Source organism: Synechococcus sp. MIT S1220, assembly GCF_047303025.1.
Taxonomy (GTDB): Bacteria; Cyanobacteriota; Cyanobacteriia; order PCC-6307; family Cyanobiaceae; genus Parasynechococcus.
In genome coordinates, this window is sequence record NZ_CP138939.1 from 2,981,291 (window position 1) to 2,997,366 (window position 16,076).

The following is a 16,076-nucleotide window of genomic DNA, read 5'->3' on the forward strand; positions in this document are numbered from 1 at the left end:
ATGCTCAAAATAGCAAGGAACCATCAGCCCTTGTCGCAACGGCAAGACAAACCCTGAAGGGCTTAAGGCTCCGAAAAATCCCCATAGCAAAAGAGTCATTCAGAACAGCACATCCAAGAGACAACCACTGAGTCAAAAAACGAAGACGTCAAAAAAAGTCCAGAGCCGAATCAATAATCAACAAGTATTTAGGGCTAAATAAAAAGGTATTTTGACGTCAACAAGGTCGTTGCAAGCCCTCTCAATCCTTACTCCGGGTGCGATCAAACCAAAGCAGAGCGGCGAAAAGCACCAGCGCTCCCGCCTGGATTCCAAAGTCACTCAAATCAACCCCTGCACCCGCAGAGGCCCTGAAAATCATGGCAAACAAACCAAGACCAGCCGAAGCAAAGAGCGCAAACCACAAAGCACGACGCAAGCCTCGCCACGGAGTCTGTGCTTCAAGAATCAATCTTTGACGCAACTCAGGATCAAGGTTTCGCTGCTGTCGTGAAGGGCTTGGCAATCAATTGTCCCAGATGATCACATCATAATTAGCAGCAGTGGCAGCTGTTGAAAGCATCTCCTAAGAAGGAAGGTTCTGAACTTAGGATCATCGATGCATTGATCACAACAGCATTAACACTGAATCTTCAGAAGAACAGGCGCGCAACCCATGCCCTCTTTGATTGCGTGAATCAAACCAAAACGGATGCGAACGAGATGAGGCCAGATTCGCAAGAGACTTCTCGGACAGGGCGACCGAAACAAACATCAGAGCCAAAAGTACAAACACCTCCGAGAGGAACCAACACATTTACCGTTTTATACCAACTCGGTGTATTGCGAACCCAGCCAACACCAAATATAGAAACCGAACAACAGTGACTGGACTGTTCTACTGATCGAGTTCAAAGCCCTTGGCCTGAGACGAACAAGACGCTCTAACCACCAAACACATTCCACATCATGGAAGGCCAGGGAATAGGAGCATCAACTCCATGAACGATTCCATTCGAATGATATATTTGATTGATTGCCGGTGTAGCTCAGCTGGTAGAGCAACGCTTTCGTAAAGCGTGGGTCGCCTGTTCAAGTCAGGTCATCGGCTTCGAATTTCAAGAAGAGTGCGGACGGCACCTTTGATTACCTTGGGCGGGAGTTCACTTCATCGAAAACACCAATATTGCGGCCCAGGATCGAGTCAGCCAACAACATTAAACGGATCTATTTATAACTTGCATCTCAATAAATATCAACCTTGACAGCGAGACTGATGCACCAAAAACAGATGCTTTCTCTAAAATTACATCTTGATTTACCGAGTAAGCGCGGCGCTTCGATTCCCGAACAAGGACCTTCTCCTGGTAGTTATCAGGCACCGAGAATCAGATTGGAAGTTCAATTTACAATTCATTCAATCAAAGGTCTAAGCCAAACATTTGGCAAGGACAACATCTCAATCCCTTGAACAGCAGAGGGGGGGGTGCCGACTCAAATCAGAAGCGTAACTCCGGTCACCATTCCCTATCGCAGAGAGAACTGGTAGCCGCATGGGACAGTTGTTTGGCTCTGACCCAAACAACCCAACCCGATGCCTGCAAGGCGCATCCCCTATGAGATCGGGGGCTATGGCGATCCGGCCGCCACCAACCAACGCGATTATTTGCTGATCCTGCTTCAGCTTCTGAAGCGGATGCGCCTCGATCTGATCGTCACCGTTGGGATGACGGCAGTCATTTTGAATCTCAGCATCCCCGAAAAATGGTTATTGAGCACCCGAGCGGTATCCGTGCTGGGAATTGCAATGTCGATCTTCATCGGTTTCCGCAACACCCAAGCTATTGGCCGCTGGTGGGAAGCCAGAACCCTTTGGGGAACAGTCGTAAATACCAGCAGGGGCTGGGCTGACGCTCTTCGAGCCCATCTCGATGACCAGCAATGGGGAAGCACCAGAGCCAAAAGCCTCGTACAACTTCAAGTTGCTCTCATCTGGCAACTGAATTTCGAATTACGCAACTTCTGGCACCCCGATCTGCGCACGATGCAGCTCCGATTGCTCGAACGCCTTGACCTCCCACGCCAGAGCACCGTCCGAAGCCTGGCCGTCGAACGGTCACGTCAGATTCAACATCTCCTCAGAGACGAATGGATCGGAGAGATGGGACGCATGCAGCTTGCTCAAGTGAGCATCGCCTGCATGGACGCAATCGGAGGATTAGAACGCATCCGAAATACACCGATTCCACCTCCCTATGACATGTTTGTTCGAATCATTAACTGGGTTTTTGGAACCCAATTGTTGATTGAATTCAATCGCAATGGATCACCGGCAACAGGCCTTCTGCTTTTTCTTGGATTTCTGATGGCAGAGCGCATTGGAGCTTATGTAGAAGGCCCATTCGATCAGGATGGCAGCAGTTTTTCAATGCCACTCAATACAATCTGTACCGTGATCAGCAATGATCTGATGTGTAACGAACTTGATTTTGGACGCTTTCAACCATCTCGCAACCCTGTCTTCTGGGATTAAAGACTAAAACATTAAGCCCCTCACCCACCGCAAAGTGGATAAAAGGAACGGACGTTCAAAAACACAGTCTCGAAAATCATGTTCACACACGAAAACACATCCTGAAATTCAATCGTCCGACCGTTTCACCCTGGCTACATACAAGTAGTGAATTGATTGGTTGTATTGGCGAACTGTGGACCAAATCTATTGAAGGGATCTATCTCCTGCATTTGTTGCACATTAAACGTACACATTCGACGTTGCGCCAGCTCCAGCCAGGGCAGGCCATGGCTGCTGGTGGATCCAGTCATTCAAACAAACGAACCCCCCATTCTTTACGTCACTGAAGGGCACAGTCCAGTAACAAACGTCCACAACTCGAAGCACATTCACATGCAGGGTTTGTGAATCAGCCGCTCCATTTCGCTCTGACAAGAACCATCGGCAATGGGAGCGCCACGCGCTCTGGAAGACCCCAAGGATCAGCATCAGAGAAGATCGTCAACATCAACCCAAGCAATCGATCCACCATTTCGGCGGAGCAGAGGCGGGCAGTGCTTGGCGACAGCCGCACAGAACGCGCGATGCCCAGTCGATACGATCGCGCCATGAGTCGCATGAAGGTGTCGTGCAGAACTGGATGCCAATCGCGATCCGATCGTGCACCGCGCTGAGTGGGCTGCTTCTGGTGCTCTTCCTGCTGGTGCATCTGGCGGGAGTGATCCCAGCCCTCGCGGCACCGGAGGCCTTTGAGCATTACGCCGACACCATCCACAACAGCCCTTGGCACCCTGTAGGGGAACTCGCCCTGGCAAGCGCAGGGCTGGTTCACATCATTTCGAGCTTGTTCAAAAGTGTCCAGAATCGCCAGGCCGGTAATCGGGCGAAGCTGAGCAGTCGACGGGATCAACCGCTCGCCGCTTTCGCCAGCCGCAACAAACTGATCGCCGGTTTGATCACGCTCAACTTTCTGGTCATTCACTTGCTGCAATTGCGCCTGCATCGGCCAGGAGCAGGCCATGAGCGTGAGCTACTGCTTGCGGTGCTGCATCAGCCATTAAGTCTGGGGCTGTATGTCGCCGGCTGCCTGGCCATTGGCCTGCATCTCTTCCATGGCACTGAAGCCGCTCACCGCAGCCTTGGTTTGTTATCACCGATGAACAGCAGCTATCTGCGCAGTGGTGGAAGGCTCCTGGCCATTGTGATCGGTGGAGGATTCCTGCTCACAAGCCTTGGCCTGGCCTTTGGAGAATTCTGATGAGCGGCTTACCCGATCCGCGCCTTCCCTCTGGCCCCATTACCGATGCCTGGCAACGCACCAAGGAGGAGCTGCCCTTAATCAGTCCACTCCGAAAAAGCAAAATCGATGTGCTGGTGGTGGGCACTGGCCTGGCCGGTGCATCCGCAGCGGCAACCTTGGCGCAGCAGGGTTACCGGGTCACGGTTCTGAGCTTCCACGACAGTCCCCGTCGAGCCCATTCCGTCGCCGCCCAAGGCGGGATCAATGCGGCACGTCCAGTCGCTGTGGATGGAGACAGTGTCAGCCGCCTGTTCGCCGACACCTTGAAGGGGGGTGATTTCAGAGCCAGGGAATCCGGCTGCCAGCGGCTTGCGGAAATCAGCAGCAGCATCATTGACCAGTGCGTCGCCCAGGGGGTGCCATTCGCCCGTGAATACGGCGGCAGCCTCGCCACCCGCAGTTTCGGCGGTGCCTTGGTGAGCCGCACCTTCTATGCCCGCGGCCAGACAGGACAACAGCTGCTGTATGGGGCCTATCAGGCCTTGATGCGCCAGGTGGCGCTTGGTCGCATCAAACTCCTCACCCGCCGCGACGTCCTCGACCTGATCACCGTTGACGGCGTTGCCCGTGGCGTGGTGGCAAGGCATCTGATCACAGGTGAGTTAGAGGTGCACACCGCCAGGGCGGTGCTGTTGTGCACCGGTGGCTATAGCAACGTCTACTTTCTCTCGACCAATGCACTGAAATCCAACGCCAGTGCGATCTGGCGCGCCCATCGCAAGGGTGCTCTTTTCGCCAATCCCTGTTTCACCCAGATCCACCCCACCTGCATCCCCAGCGGAGATACCTTCCAAAGCAAGCTGACGCTGATGAGTGAGAGCCTTCGCAATGACGGACGCGTCTGGCTTCCGAAACAGGCAGGAGATAGGCGTCCAGCCGATGAGATTCCCGAGCAAGAACGGGATTACTTTCTTGAGAGGATGTACCCCACTTACGGGAACATGACGCCGCGGGATGTGGCCTCTCGCCGAGCGAGAGAACTCTGCAATGCGGGCCATGGTGTCGGGCCCGACGGTCGCTCCGTATACCTCGACCTCACTGATTCAATTCGAGAGGAAGGCCGGGGTGCCATCGCTGCTCGCTACGGCAACCTGATGACGATGTATGAGCGGATCAGCGGCGACGACCCCTACCGCAAGCCGATGCGAATTTATCCCGCACCGCACTACACGATGGGAGGACTCTGGGTTGATTACCACTTGATGAGTTCCATCCCCGGTCTGTTCGTCTTAGGGGAGGCCAACTACTCCGAACATGGAGCGAACCGCCTCGGTGCAAGCGCTCTGATGCAGGGGTTAGCAGACGGCTACTTCATTGCGCCATCCACAGTCTCAGCATGGTTGGCTGGAACACCCGCCATGGAGATCAGCCCTGATGATCCTGCATGCCGGGATGCACTCGAAGCCACGCGGGTGAGGATCGAAAACCTGCTGAACAATGGAGGCAGCACTCCCGTGGACGCTTTCCATCGTGAACTCGGCGGCATCATGACCGAACGCTGCGGAATCAGCCGCAATGCCGGCGGTATCCGCGAGGGATTGAAGCAGGTGGCTGGCCTGAAGGAACGCTTTCATAACGACCTAAGGGTCCCTGGAGAGCCCAGAGAACCCAACGCAGAACTCGAGAAAGCGCTGCGCGTCGAAGACTTTTTTGGACTGGCGAAGTTGATGCTGCACGATGCGCTCGCAAGGGAAGAGTCCTGCGGAGCCCACTTTCGTGAGGAACACCAAAGTGCTGAAGGCGAAGCGCAACGCGATGACGCCAATTTCGCTCACATTGCCGCCTGGGAACACAACGGGAATGGGGAACCGATCCGGCATATCGAGCCGCTGCGGTTTACCGCCCTGCAACCCAGCACCCGCAGCTACCGATGAACATCACGCTGCGCATCTGGCGGCAGGTCGCTGCCCATGAAACCGGGCTGTATGAGAGCCATAACCTGAAGAACGTCTCAAGCGACTTGTCATTGCTTGAGGTGCTCGATCAACTGAATGAACGGCTGATCAGCACCGGCGAACGACCGATCAATTTTGACCATGACTGCCGAGAGGGCATCTGCGGCAGCTGTGGTTTTCTGGTGAATGGCCAGGCGCACGGACCGCGGTCTGCCACATCGGTGTGTCAACTCTATTTGCGTGAATTCAGCGATGGCGACGTGTTGACCCTCGATCCATGGCGTGCCCAGGCCTTTCCAATCATTCAGGATCTGATGGTCGATCGTGGCGCCTTTGATCGGCTGATTTCAGCCGGTGGGTACTGCTCCACAGGCACCGGCCAGGCGCCGGATGGGAATGCTTTGCCGGTAGGCCGTGATCAAGCAACAAGCGCCTTCAATACGGCGACGTGCATTGGCTGCGGGGCATGCGTCGCCAGTTGCCGCAATGCATCCGCGAGTCTTTTTGTGGCTGCAAAATTGGCTCATCTGGGCCAACTGCCTCAAGGGCAACCGGAACGGGCCGCCCGCGCCAACGCGATGCAGAACCAGATGACTGCAGAAGGGTTTGGAAGCTGCAGCAGCAACCTGGAATGCGAAGCGGTCTGCCCTCAGGAGATCTCGGCAGACTGGATCAGCTGGATGCATCGAGAACGTAGGTCCTGACTTGTAATAGAACGATTAAAATTGCCATCTAGTATTTAACCTGCAATCACATTTTAGAAGACCAACTACTAACACAGCTGCAGCAACTCATCTATCATCGGAAAATAATGCATGACGATGAAACTCCTGCCTGCAGCGATCTCAGAACTGGCAAGATTGAACCATGACTAAAACTTCTCATCTGCGACATGTGAATTGATTTTCTGCAAAACAGGTACTGCTGAAATGTGCAGCGCACCGATGTGTCGAAGTGGTTTCATGGATACGAAGAATACGCCAAATCATAAAGGTCTAATTAGACATTTCGTATTACTTTCTAATGCATATTATTCCTAAGTCCCAAAAAGACATTGATAATGAATTGGCCACTCTCATCTAGCCAATTGCTCAGCTATCAATACTCATGCAAATATTATTTAGGTAAAATATTAAGGAAAATGCAGGTACGGCAATTACGATAAAGTAAAGTTACTGTAAACAATATGGTCATTTTTGACGTCCTTAGGTTGTAGGCCGCTATTTCAACAAAAATGAAACGACCGAGGCTTTCAACATCCCACGATTTTCAATATGCAATTAAGTGGGAGGAATTACGTTCTGAATATTTTCGCGTGCGGGGCCAAATCCAGCTTGCTGAACATTCAAACAATCTTAAGCATGAGTTGGAGTGGCGGCTTGCGTTCTTGAATTCTAAAAGTAGCGATCAGCCTACTAACCAGTTAACTAATGCAGGGTGGCATCCCCGCTCAATGTCGATAACGCATGCTGGATGGTCCACAGATCCGAAAGTCCCTGTATCGGCTTAGCTCGGCCAATCGGCTACCGCAAATGTTCAGCATCACAAGATTTATTCAACCACTCAAATGCTTCAAAAGACTTAACTGGAGCTATAAAAAGAAATAGTGCACCGATGAGTGGAAGGAGTTTCATATGAGATTTACTAGTTCTTACTGAATTCTAGACCAGCTTTAGGACCGGGAAGGTGTCTCTGGATCGCTGCAAGTAGCTTGGTCATTTGTCTCATTGGGAGGGATAAGAACCAATCATATCCTTGATCTAAATATAATGCCAGACAGTCAATAAAACCACTATTCTGATCATAATATAGCCTACCCTATAGCTCCCAAATGACTATCTTCAAGTTGGGAGCCAAAATAAGAAATGACGAAATAGGAGCAGCATAAGACCACGTAAATCCGGACATGTATTTTGACGTACAGTAGCCGAGAAACCAGAAGAAGAGGGATTACCGGCTAAGATGAGGATGGAAATGTACTATGATCTGCATGACAAATACAAAACAAATAGATCTGAATAAAGAATTAAATACTGTTATGTCAATTTTCATGTTGAGAGATATTTCTGATAAAATTATTCAAGGGGACATATCATTGGTAGCAGGACGTCGTCGCCCCCCGTTTTCGCTTTGCAATGCCTGTTCCACCTTCTCTGTCGTTTACTTGGCGACGGTAAGTATTGGATCTGATTTTCTCTTTCTATTTCTCGGCTCTTTCTGATATGACGTGATTATTTCTCATTCATATTTGCTCCAATTATTGGAATTCCATCTCCTAGGGAGTGACTACCCTCACTATCACTGAATTCCTGTGGTTCATGCACAACCCAACAATGAATCTGCAACACGAATTGAGTGGATTGGGGATGATGCGGAGATTGATCCAACCTTGAAGGGTTAAGGAAAGATTAAAATCGCTTTTATTTTTGTCGTAATCAGTTGGCAGCCATGTGCAGAGAGAATTGCGTTTTAAAACTGGAGCAGAATGTCATATATCAACCGAAACGGGAGGTTACTGATTGGATTCTGTTCAAACTAAATTCAAACATCTAGGCTCGGCGTTGGTGATACAGAAACCTCGACACTCAACGGCTCTTTGATGGCTTTAAACCTAGGGAAGAACTGGCTCTCGCTAGGTAAAGCGTTCCAACCAGCCAGGTAGTGTGCCATTCGACAAAGCGAACCAAGGGTTGATCAGGAACCACACAACCTGCCCTACTTCTCCCTTGAAGAGTCTTGTATGGCTTTCAGTTCATCGAATGAACTTCAGGGGCCCCGAAAAAAAAGTCACATCTCAGCGATTAGTTCGATAACACCATTGCCGGTGTGTTGAATCTGCTGCTCCAGGTCTACGCGAGAATTTAAACCCTGTATTTCTGCTAGGACGCCTGAAACACGGAGCCTCTCGTCGTCATCCATGAGAACAATATTCGTTGAAACCATAAGACTGCCTGCATGATTGAAAGCAAAATCCAAATCTTGGAATGACAGATTGCGGAATGAAACAAGTTCAAACTGAATTTTATCGCCAACATCTTGAAAATCTGTAATCAGATCAGTGCCAATACCATGACGATGCTCGTTCCGTTGTCCTACGACAAAATGATCAACACCGGAACCACCAGACATTGTGTCTGACTCACTGCCACCTCGTAAGTAATCATTTTCAGAGCCACCAATCAATGTATCCTGGAAGAGGCCACCTTCTAGGCGGTCTTTATTATCACCACCGTCCAAATAAGCACCTCCTGAATGTGGAGCTGAAAGCCTATCTTCACCATCCTCACCGTAGCCAAAATGTGAACGGATAACATCATTACCATCGCCGCCATAAATAGTATCGATACCATCAGTTCTACGAAATGCATTGTTGTCACCGCGCAAATTATCATCACCATCACCACCGTAAATCAGGTCACTTCCGTGCAATCCATTAATGGTGTCATTGCCACTTGTGCCAGGAATATAATCATGATCATTTGTGCCATTGATCTCTCCCTTCTCATCAGTATTGCCCCTTGGCCTTATGAAGTTAAAGTCTTCCCAGATAGGCTTGGGTGGATTTTTTGCATCCCACAGCATTTTGGGCTTCAAGTCGCTTTGGTCAATTTTGAACTTCTCATAGATTGACTGGATTTTTGAGATGCTTTTGAAAGTCATTGTTTTAAGTGGTGTGTGATTGATGTCGTGGGAGTCGTCCCCCGTCGATGAACACACCATCTCCGGAATCACTGCTCGACTCGATGATCTGAGTCAGCGTGCACTGTGAGGTTGGTCACAGGGACCAAAACCCCTTTCAACTGCTGGTCTTTCCACGACCCCCACTTCCCCAAAGTGGTGCTCCACCAAGTTGCACCAGCAGCAGAGAGGGTGGGATTCGAATCCGCGAGCGTGAAGGACCAGCCTCTTAAAAGCCGGATGGTCGACCTCATGGTTATGAATCCTGTGCTCTACCAGTCGCCTGATTCAAGCAGAGCAAGATTTGAACTCCAGATCTTCGGGTTGAGCTCGACAAGCTACCGGACTGCTCTACCCCATAGCTAGTTCTGTATGAATTCAAATTACGAGGAGTTGAATAACAAACCTCACACAAGCGCAGCCTTAGCAGAGCGTATGGATGGGGCGATACAATGAAAATCAAAACCATTGCTTACATGCCAAGCCTATTGAAGGCATGTGAAATATCAATGCGTCAGAGGACAGCACCATTATTCCGTAGGAGGGATAATTGCAAAGACAACCATAGACTCGCTATAGCTGAACAACAAAATATGTTATCCTGCAGGATATTTATTTAAGAAATTGAAGCTGACAGCAATTAACATTCAGGTTCAAGATTTTCAGGTAATTCAATGGAAAGAAGTCAAGTCGAACAACTATAAGAAATCACAAAACCATCAGGCCGGAGAGAAAGAAGCATCAGTCACGGGAGTCACTTGGCTAACTGAATCAATTCTTATCGCAGCAAATCACCGATCCGGAAAAATTATTTTTTTCAACACAAACCAAAATGAAAAGCTTGGGGAAGTAAATTTGTATACACAAACAGACGATGTCTGCGCTATAAAAAATGGGTCAGACTTTTTAATAAACTGCTCAGCCGCCTGGAGCGGCGAGCAGGTCCTTATATGTGGCAAAACTTTAGACAAAGGAGTTCAAACTGGACACCCGAAGATTGTTGAAGCAATTGATAAAAGTTATTCACACAGTGTATTTTTCAAAGACAATATACCATCAATAGCCTTCCAGGCCGGAGAATTCCCCAGAATCCAAATTGGCAACGACATACTCACGCTGCCCCCTGGCTATTTGCCTGCTAGTGCTTTTTGGTCACAGAAAAAAAACTGCCTATTTATTTGCTCCAATTACTTCAATCAAAATAGAAGGCAGAGTACATCAATTAATAAGTCATCTGTCTGGAAATTTGATGCGATGACGATGTACACGCCAAGGCATGAAATGTCAATAAATCAATGCCAGATTGACAAGTGCCAGATCAGAAATAACTTCATCTGGTTCAACAATCGGCACACACATTCTATAGTTGGAATTAATCTTAGCGATTACAATAATCAAATTATTTTGAAAAACTCTGCGATCGACTCTCCACGGGGAATCGCAATCAACAGCGATGGAATCATGGCAGTTGCTAATCACTCAAGAAACTATATTCTTCTTTTCAACTTAGATGAACTTATAAAAGGGATGAATTAACAAGCACACGTAAAACTACATTGGAGTCAATTTGCCAAAACCATCGATATTGCATTGACGACCATTTAGCCTGCCTCTGAAGCTTGAAAAAGAATCTTTAATGACTATCCCAGACATTTCTTTTCTCAACATAGCCCTTTTCATGTTTAACGTATTTATCTCCTCAAAGAACTTATCATCCCTAGCATAGGCAAATAGCTTTGGCTTATCATGATCAATTGGAGGTGGCGAATCATTCCAACTTAACCTTGCATGTCCTCCATGGTAAGAGGAAGCTCTAGTCAAAAGATCTACATCTTGATACCCCATAGGGAGCATTCCTTCATCATAACCTCCAATAGCATAAAAAGTGTCAGAGGGAATACCAATTCTTCCATAAGAACCAAGAAATTGAGATGAGCACTGATGGGATGGGATCTTCTTCACCGCAATATTGAGAAAAACCTTGACATCCAATCGAGAAATAAAGTTATCACAATCTAAGTTGACCATATAATCAGAATGTACAAGTCTATGCGCTAAATTCTTTGCCTTCGGAGAAGACCAGTCAATTTCATTAGTCACCCTAAATACAATAAGCTTCCCCAACCGAATTTCCTCAGCAAAGGTGTTTAAAATCCAACGCTCTCCGGCATCACTTTTTGAGGCGTAGTCGACAACACAAATACAACAGTCTTGAGGTATTTTAGCAATATTTTCAGGCAAAGTGATCACTAAGGAGTTGTATCTATCTTTTATCGCTGTACAAAAAGCTAACCTGCTATTTTGCATAATAAAGTCAATCTTCAAAAAGCTATTATTTTATATACAAATATAGCACGCATGTAAATGGCATCACACATACTCCCAACAAACTTTGCTAAATCCTCTGTAGTCATGTATTATACATCGCGCATCTATTTTTTTCTTATTAATTCAAGAGATTTCAGATTGGTCATATGATTTCTGTCTTGTAGAAATGCGTTTGCCAAATGTGTTTGTTCACTACTATCCTCCAACAGTGCCCTATAAATACTGTCGGGCTGACAACTCTCAATTTCACGAATCCAGCCAGCCTGTCGTGATATCAAGAGCCGCTTGATGCCAAGAGACTCCAACTCAATGTTCAAACAAAGATCTACACGATTGGTTTTACTCCACTTGCGAACATCAATCTTGCTGGTTGATGTGGAAAGACAAATTGTATCTGTACTAGCAATATCGACTTCGATTAGCCTATGCAAACCGTATGTACGATGTATTACATGGCGATCTAAATTGTAGTTTTTTATGTGAAAGGAGTTGTTAAATAAAGTCCCATGAACTCCAACTGCAGTGTTTGGATTTAGCGTCAACTGCTGAGAAAGCTTTTCACAATAGTCAGGTGGATACACTATATCATCATCAACGGCAAAATAATGACAATTTTCTGAACAAAATAGCATTCCCAACATCTTGCCATTTGCCCGCAAATCGCCAAAGTCTTGTGACCTCAGTGCCACTATTTTCTCATGCTGAATGTCCGGAGAAGACTGGTATCGGTCAAGAAACAAATAGAGACGGTCAACCTGTTGTAATATCGTAGGAAGCATTATTTTCACGCTCTCAATTCTTGATGGCATAGTTGCCAGTCCTGCAACACGCATGGACCTTGTGCTAGTGAACTGCCCATGAATCTTTAGTTGTTGTTGAGGCTGGCTAGCGAAGAAATGTTGTATACGATCGGCATTTATAGCAGGGAGAGATTTAGGAATAAGGTCACGTGGGCGGCTTTTCATTGTTAATTGAGTAAATTTTTTATCAATCTCTATTAGCCGATAAATTGCGTTACGACTTGACACATCAATTGCATAAGCATCAGAAATTGCCCGATATCGATGTCCACGTATCCAGTTATTCAAGACTCGCTCAACATTAATATCTACTTGCCATGTTTTTTGAAAATGAATTAATGACCTTTCAGCCAAAGGCTGACTCCAACGAAAAATGTAGTATGGCAAATCCTCTATCAAGGTAGATCTATACGCCATATAAGTTACCACTGACTTCAACTCAAAACTTACTTTTTTGTCCAGCATCTTATTGCGCAAGCCAAAATCAATTTGCTCACGCGTAATCAAAAGCTCATCAAACCCACCAATTGATTTAATCGACTCACTACGAGAAAAGAAACAATGAAATTCGACAATATCAGCATTTATTGATAGCGAGTTTGTTTGAATTGACTCAATAGGCTGTTCCATAAGCCTATGTTTTTCACTTACAATAAAACGCCCAGTATTCACGTTTGGAACAATGACCAAGTCACCGCCTGCATGGTGAATTTTTTTTGCAACAGGAGGGCCGATGCAGATCAGTGGGGCAACAAAATCACTATTGTGTTTTTGTGCGTTTTCATATAGATACTTCAACCAATTTTTTTGGTAAACAATATCATTGTCTGCAAATACAACATATTCGCTATCAACATTCTTCAAGCCAATATTTCTCGCTTCATTGGGAGTAATAAAGTAGTCTATAGAAATCAGCTTGAATGAGCGTAGCTTTTGCAGGGCCAAAAGATCTTTTCTTACATGTTCGGGACTTGCGCCTTCTACAACGACCACATTTACATTATTATCAATTGTAGAAAATAGAGAGCGCAAAGATTCAAGTACTGAACTAAAACGCTCTCTCTGCGCGACGACAATTGAAACATCCACCTGGAACGTTAGGCTGCAGAATTGACACTATAAATCATTTCAAAGAAATTATCTGAGTCAGGAACATATGGAAACCAACTTATAAGTCGAATACCATGAAATTCTTCTCTCCTTATTGCCAGACTTGCTCGTATCAAATCAAAATTTATCTAGAATGCATAATTCAAGATAGTGAACTGTCTTATTTAGTTGGCATTCAAGCCCCATAGTCATGCCTAGCACAATAAGTGCCCTTGCAGCTGTGATCACAGCCCATTTGTAAGGAGTTCTATTCCTCTATGGTGTGGATGGAGCGTGTAGATAGTGAGGATATGGTGTGATACAGCACAGCGGCTAAGAACAGCGGATCCAGGACTTCAAGGCGGTGCGGCTTCCTGGCAGATGATGATCCAGTTGGAAGCAGATTGACTAAAAACCCCGGAATTACTAAAGGGAAATGTCTCGCGTGCATTCGAATCAGAAAGCGTTAGATGTCAGCATTGATTCCGAATCCATTCGAGAATATGTCCAGAGAGACCAAGATCGGCTGCTTTTCTCCAATCTGAGCAGACACCTTTTAAATCAAGCAACTTTACTCTGCTACTTCCACGATTTGCATAGGCAGCTTTAAATTAAGGATTGATTTGTGTTGCTATAGTGCAATCATCAATAGCACCTAGAATGTCTCCCAATATCGATTTTGCAATTCCACGATCTAGATAATAATAGCTATTTTTAGGGACAATCTTAAGCGCCTGGTTCAAATCAGAAATTGCTCCTTTGTAATCTTCTATTTCCATTTTAGCTAGGCCACGATTGTAATAATGACCAGCGACAAATGGCACGATTTTTATTGCCATTGTGAAATCAACGACGGCTCCCTGATAATCACCTTTCTCGTATTTTTTATTTCCTGAATCAAACCACTCTTCTGCTGTCTGTGCAAAAGCTGTCTGCGCTGTCAACAACCCTGCACCAACTCCCATAGCAGGTGTCAGCCCTACCACAAATGGGCTTCGTAATGGGAAGAACAGGGCTAAGGCAGCAACAAGCGCAGTTGTGGTACGAGGCATCCTCAGCAGTGCATGGCTGCTCCATCTCTAGCCTTTATCAACAAGCCCTGTCTATGTCTGATATGCAAATAGAGGAACACCATCATTGCTGATAGGAAAGTGTGTGAGGTTTTGTCGGGGATTACATCAGGAACCAAACGTCATGCCCTGCCTTTCCCTATCAGGATTTTGTATGGCTTGCAGCGCAGTGATTGAACGTCAGGCTCCCCAGCATTTGCAACTAATTTTCAGGTACGACAGTGACGACTTTGTATCCATTAACGATCATCTCTTCCATTGACGCGTTCGCGGGTATGACCATGAAATTTTTAATATCAATGTCAAGCTTGATCACGTTACAAACATCGACCTCTTCAAAGCTATGTTCATTAGCATACGCAATCTCTTTTATATCGTCAGTGGCATGAACATCTGAAAGGTCAAAGGAGCTATCCATTGTAAACGATTCTCCTACCTCCATATCCATAGCAGCCATTGATGAATTTGGTGCAGTTGATCTAAAGTGATCTAGGTCGTCTCCACCAAAGAACCTAATTTATTGCACTGTATAAGGTACACAGGTGTTTTGATGCCTATTATCAATCATGTCATTCTCTACACCTGCATTAAAGGTGGTGCGATACCAGTTTTTTTTCAACTTGGCAATCGCGCTGCCCGATTTTGACGTAGTCCCGATCCGATAAGCCTTCAAAAGTTTGGATTTGGGCCTTGCTTTGGAATAATGATCCATCGTTATGTGGGATATCTGCTTGAGTTATCCGGTCAATCTCTGCATCACGCCCGCTTAATCGGTTGTAACGTGGAAAATCTAATCTAAAGAGTGTTCAACACCAATTGCCATTTCAATCAAATGGCAACTCAGATTCTTTCCGTCTATAAAGCTTTCTCATCGATTACAAGAACTTGGTTATTTCTGAAGACAATTCGGCCATCATCTATTAGAAAAATTGGTCAAGACGAAAGTTCCACTTCATACTCAAGGCCCGCAAAAAGTGAGGCCTTAAGCCTGTCAACAATCGACGAAATTTTACTCTACGGGCCAATGAGGTCGCCAATATCTAACGACGGAAGAGCAATGACAGAAACACCGTAAGCAAGACGCTTCCCACGATGGAGATGTGCAAATGAAAGAAGAAATTCAGGCCCACCAAGATCAAAACAAAAGCGGCAAGCTGCCTAAAATAAAGCATACTTAGAAATGACAATCATCTACTAATGTAATGGCGTCGACAACTATGACAACAGCCTTTAAGAAAGCTAACACGCACGTCTTCGAACCGCTTTCCTCTCAAAGAACGCGACCGAGCGAAGATCAAGCAACCGTTTAAATAGACGGTGAGAGATTGTCAGTTGCCTCGACAAAAAGACCGCCTCACCTCGAAACCGATTCCAATCAGCGAGAATTTTTGCAACAACAAAAGCAAGCAGCATCCCTAGAGA

General features: G+C 46.6%; 14 protein-coding genes and 1 tRNA gene. 7 read left to right on the plus strand and 8 right to left on the minus strand.

Going from position 1 to position 16,076, the window contains the following annotated elements; all coding sequences use genetic code 11:
- Positions 1–241: 241 nt before the first annotated feature.
- Positions 242–505 carry a DUF3493 domain-containing protein gene (locus tag SIB64_RS15130; RefSeq protein WP_413441013.1) on the minus strand — a complete coding sequence of 88 codons (264 nt, stop codon included), beginning with the start codon at positions 503–505 and terminating at the stop codon, positions 242–244.
- A 47-nt stretch (positions 506–552) separates the two neighbouring features.
- Here SIB64_RS15130 and SIB64_RS15135 point away from each other — a divergent pair, with 47 nt between their 5' ends.
- The 3 genes from SIB64_RS15135 (at position 553) to SIB64_RS15145 (ending at position 2,512) form a co-directional block, all read left to right on the plus strand.
- Positions 553–867 (plus strand): hypothetical protein, encoded by a 315-nt coding sequence (locus tag SIB64_RS15135; protein ID WP_413441014.1) that lies wholly within the window; start codon positions 553–555, stop codon positions 865–867.
- A gap of 150 nt (positions 868–1,017) precedes the next feature.
- A tRNA-Thr gene (locus tag SIB64_RS15140) sits at positions 1,018–1,090 on the plus strand.
- A gap of 483 nt (positions 1,091–1,573) precedes the next feature.
- A complete protein-coding gene (locus SIB64_RS15145; protein ID WP_413441015.1) occupies positions 1,574–2,512 on the plus strand; it encodes a bestrophin family ion channel in 939 nt (312 codons plus the stop codon).
- 391 nt (positions 2,513–2,903) lie between these two features.
- Here SIB64_RS15145 and SIB64_RS15150 read toward each other — a convergent pair whose 3' ends face one another.
- On the minus strand, positions 2,904–3,203 hold the full coding sequence (locus SIB64_RS15150) for a hypothetical protein (protein WP_413441016.1): 300 nt from the start codon (positions 3,201–3,203) through the stop codon (positions 2,904–2,906).
- Between SIB64_RS15150 and SIB64_RS15155 the strand changes: the two genes are divergently transcribed.
- The 3 genes from SIB64_RS15155 to SIB64_RS15165 are packed head-to-tail and all read left to right on the plus strand — an operon-like array spanning position 3,183 to position 6,393.
- Complete coding sequence (locus SIB64_RS15155) at positions 3,183–3,752, plus strand: succinate dehydrogenase cytochrome b subunit (RefSeq protein ID WP_413441017.1); 570 nt, start codon at positions 3,183–3,185, stop codon at positions 3,750–3,752. The two genes, SIB64_RS15150 and SIB64_RS15155, sit on opposite strands and share 21 nt — an antisense overlap.
- A complete protein-coding gene (locus tag SIB64_RS15160) occupies positions 3,752–5,668 on the plus strand; it encodes a fumarate reductase/succinate dehydrogenase flavoprotein subunit (RefSeq protein WP_413441018.1) in 1,917 nt (638 codons plus the stop codon). Before SIB64_RS15155 ends, SIB64_RS15160 begins: the two co-directional genes overlap by 1 nt.
- A complete protein-coding gene (locus tag SIB64_RS15165) occupies positions 5,665–6,393 on the plus strand; it encodes a succinate dehydrogenase/fumarate reductase iron-sulfur subunit (RefSeq protein WP_413441020.1) in 729 nt (242 codons plus the stop codon). Before SIB64_RS15160 ends, SIB64_RS15165 begins: the two co-directional genes overlap by 4 nt.
- Before the next feature lie 2,083 nt (positions 6,394–8,476).
- Here SIB64_RS15165 and SIB64_RS15170 read toward each other — a convergent pair.
- On the minus strand, positions 8,477–9,421 hold the full coding sequence (locus SIB64_RS15170; protein ID WP_413441021.1) for a calcium-binding protein: 945 nt from the start codon (positions 9,419–9,421) through the stop codon (positions 8,477–8,479).
- The gene (locus tag SIB64_RS15175) at positions 9,418–9,621 is read right to left on the minus strand and encodes a hypothetical protein (RefSeq protein WP_413441022.1); all 204 of its coding nucleotides are present in this window, start codon (positions 9,619–9,621) and stop codon (positions 9,418–9,420) included. Before SIB64_RS15175 ends, SIB64_RS15170 begins: the two co-directional genes overlap by 4 nt.
- Positions 9,622–9,991: 370 nt before the next feature.
- On the opposite strand from SIB64_RS15175, the gene SIB64_RS15180 reads away from it, so the two are divergent.
- On the plus strand, positions 9,992–10,903 hold the full coding sequence (locus SIB64_RS15180) for a hypothetical protein (RefSeq protein ID WP_413441023.1): 912 nt from the start codon (positions 9,992–9,994) through the stop codon (positions 10,901–10,903).
- A 15-nt stretch (positions 10,904–10,918) separates the two neighbouring features.
- Here SIB64_RS15180 and SIB64_RS15185 read toward each other — a convergent pair whose 3' ends face one another.
- From SIB64_RS15185 to SIB64_RS15200, 4 genes are all read right to left on the minus strand, one after another.
- On the minus strand, positions 10,919–11,692 hold the full coding sequence (locus tag SIB64_RS15185; protein WP_413441024.1) for a hypothetical protein: 774 nt from the start codon (positions 11,690–11,692) through the stop codon (positions 10,919–10,921).
- A 107-nt stretch (positions 11,693–11,799) separates the two neighbouring features.
- Entirely contained in the window at positions 11,800–13,584 is a 1,785-nt protein-coding gene (locus SIB64_RS15190; protein ID WP_413441025.1) for a glycosyltransferase family 2 protein, read from the minus strand.
- 611 nt (positions 13,585–14,195) lie between these two features.
- Complete coding sequence (locus tag SIB64_RS15195; RefSeq protein WP_413441026.1) at positions 14,196–14,636, minus strand: tetratricopeptide repeat protein; 441 nt, start codon at positions 14,634–14,636, stop codon at positions 14,196–14,198.
- A gap of 220 nt (positions 14,637–14,856) precedes the next feature.
- Positions 14,857–15,111: a hypothetical protein gene (locus SIB64_RS15200; protein WP_413441027.1), complete on the minus strand. Its 255-nt coding sequence runs from the start codon at positions 15,109–15,111 to the stop codon at positions 14,857–14,859.
- Positions 15,112–16,076: the final 965 nt, after the last annotated feature.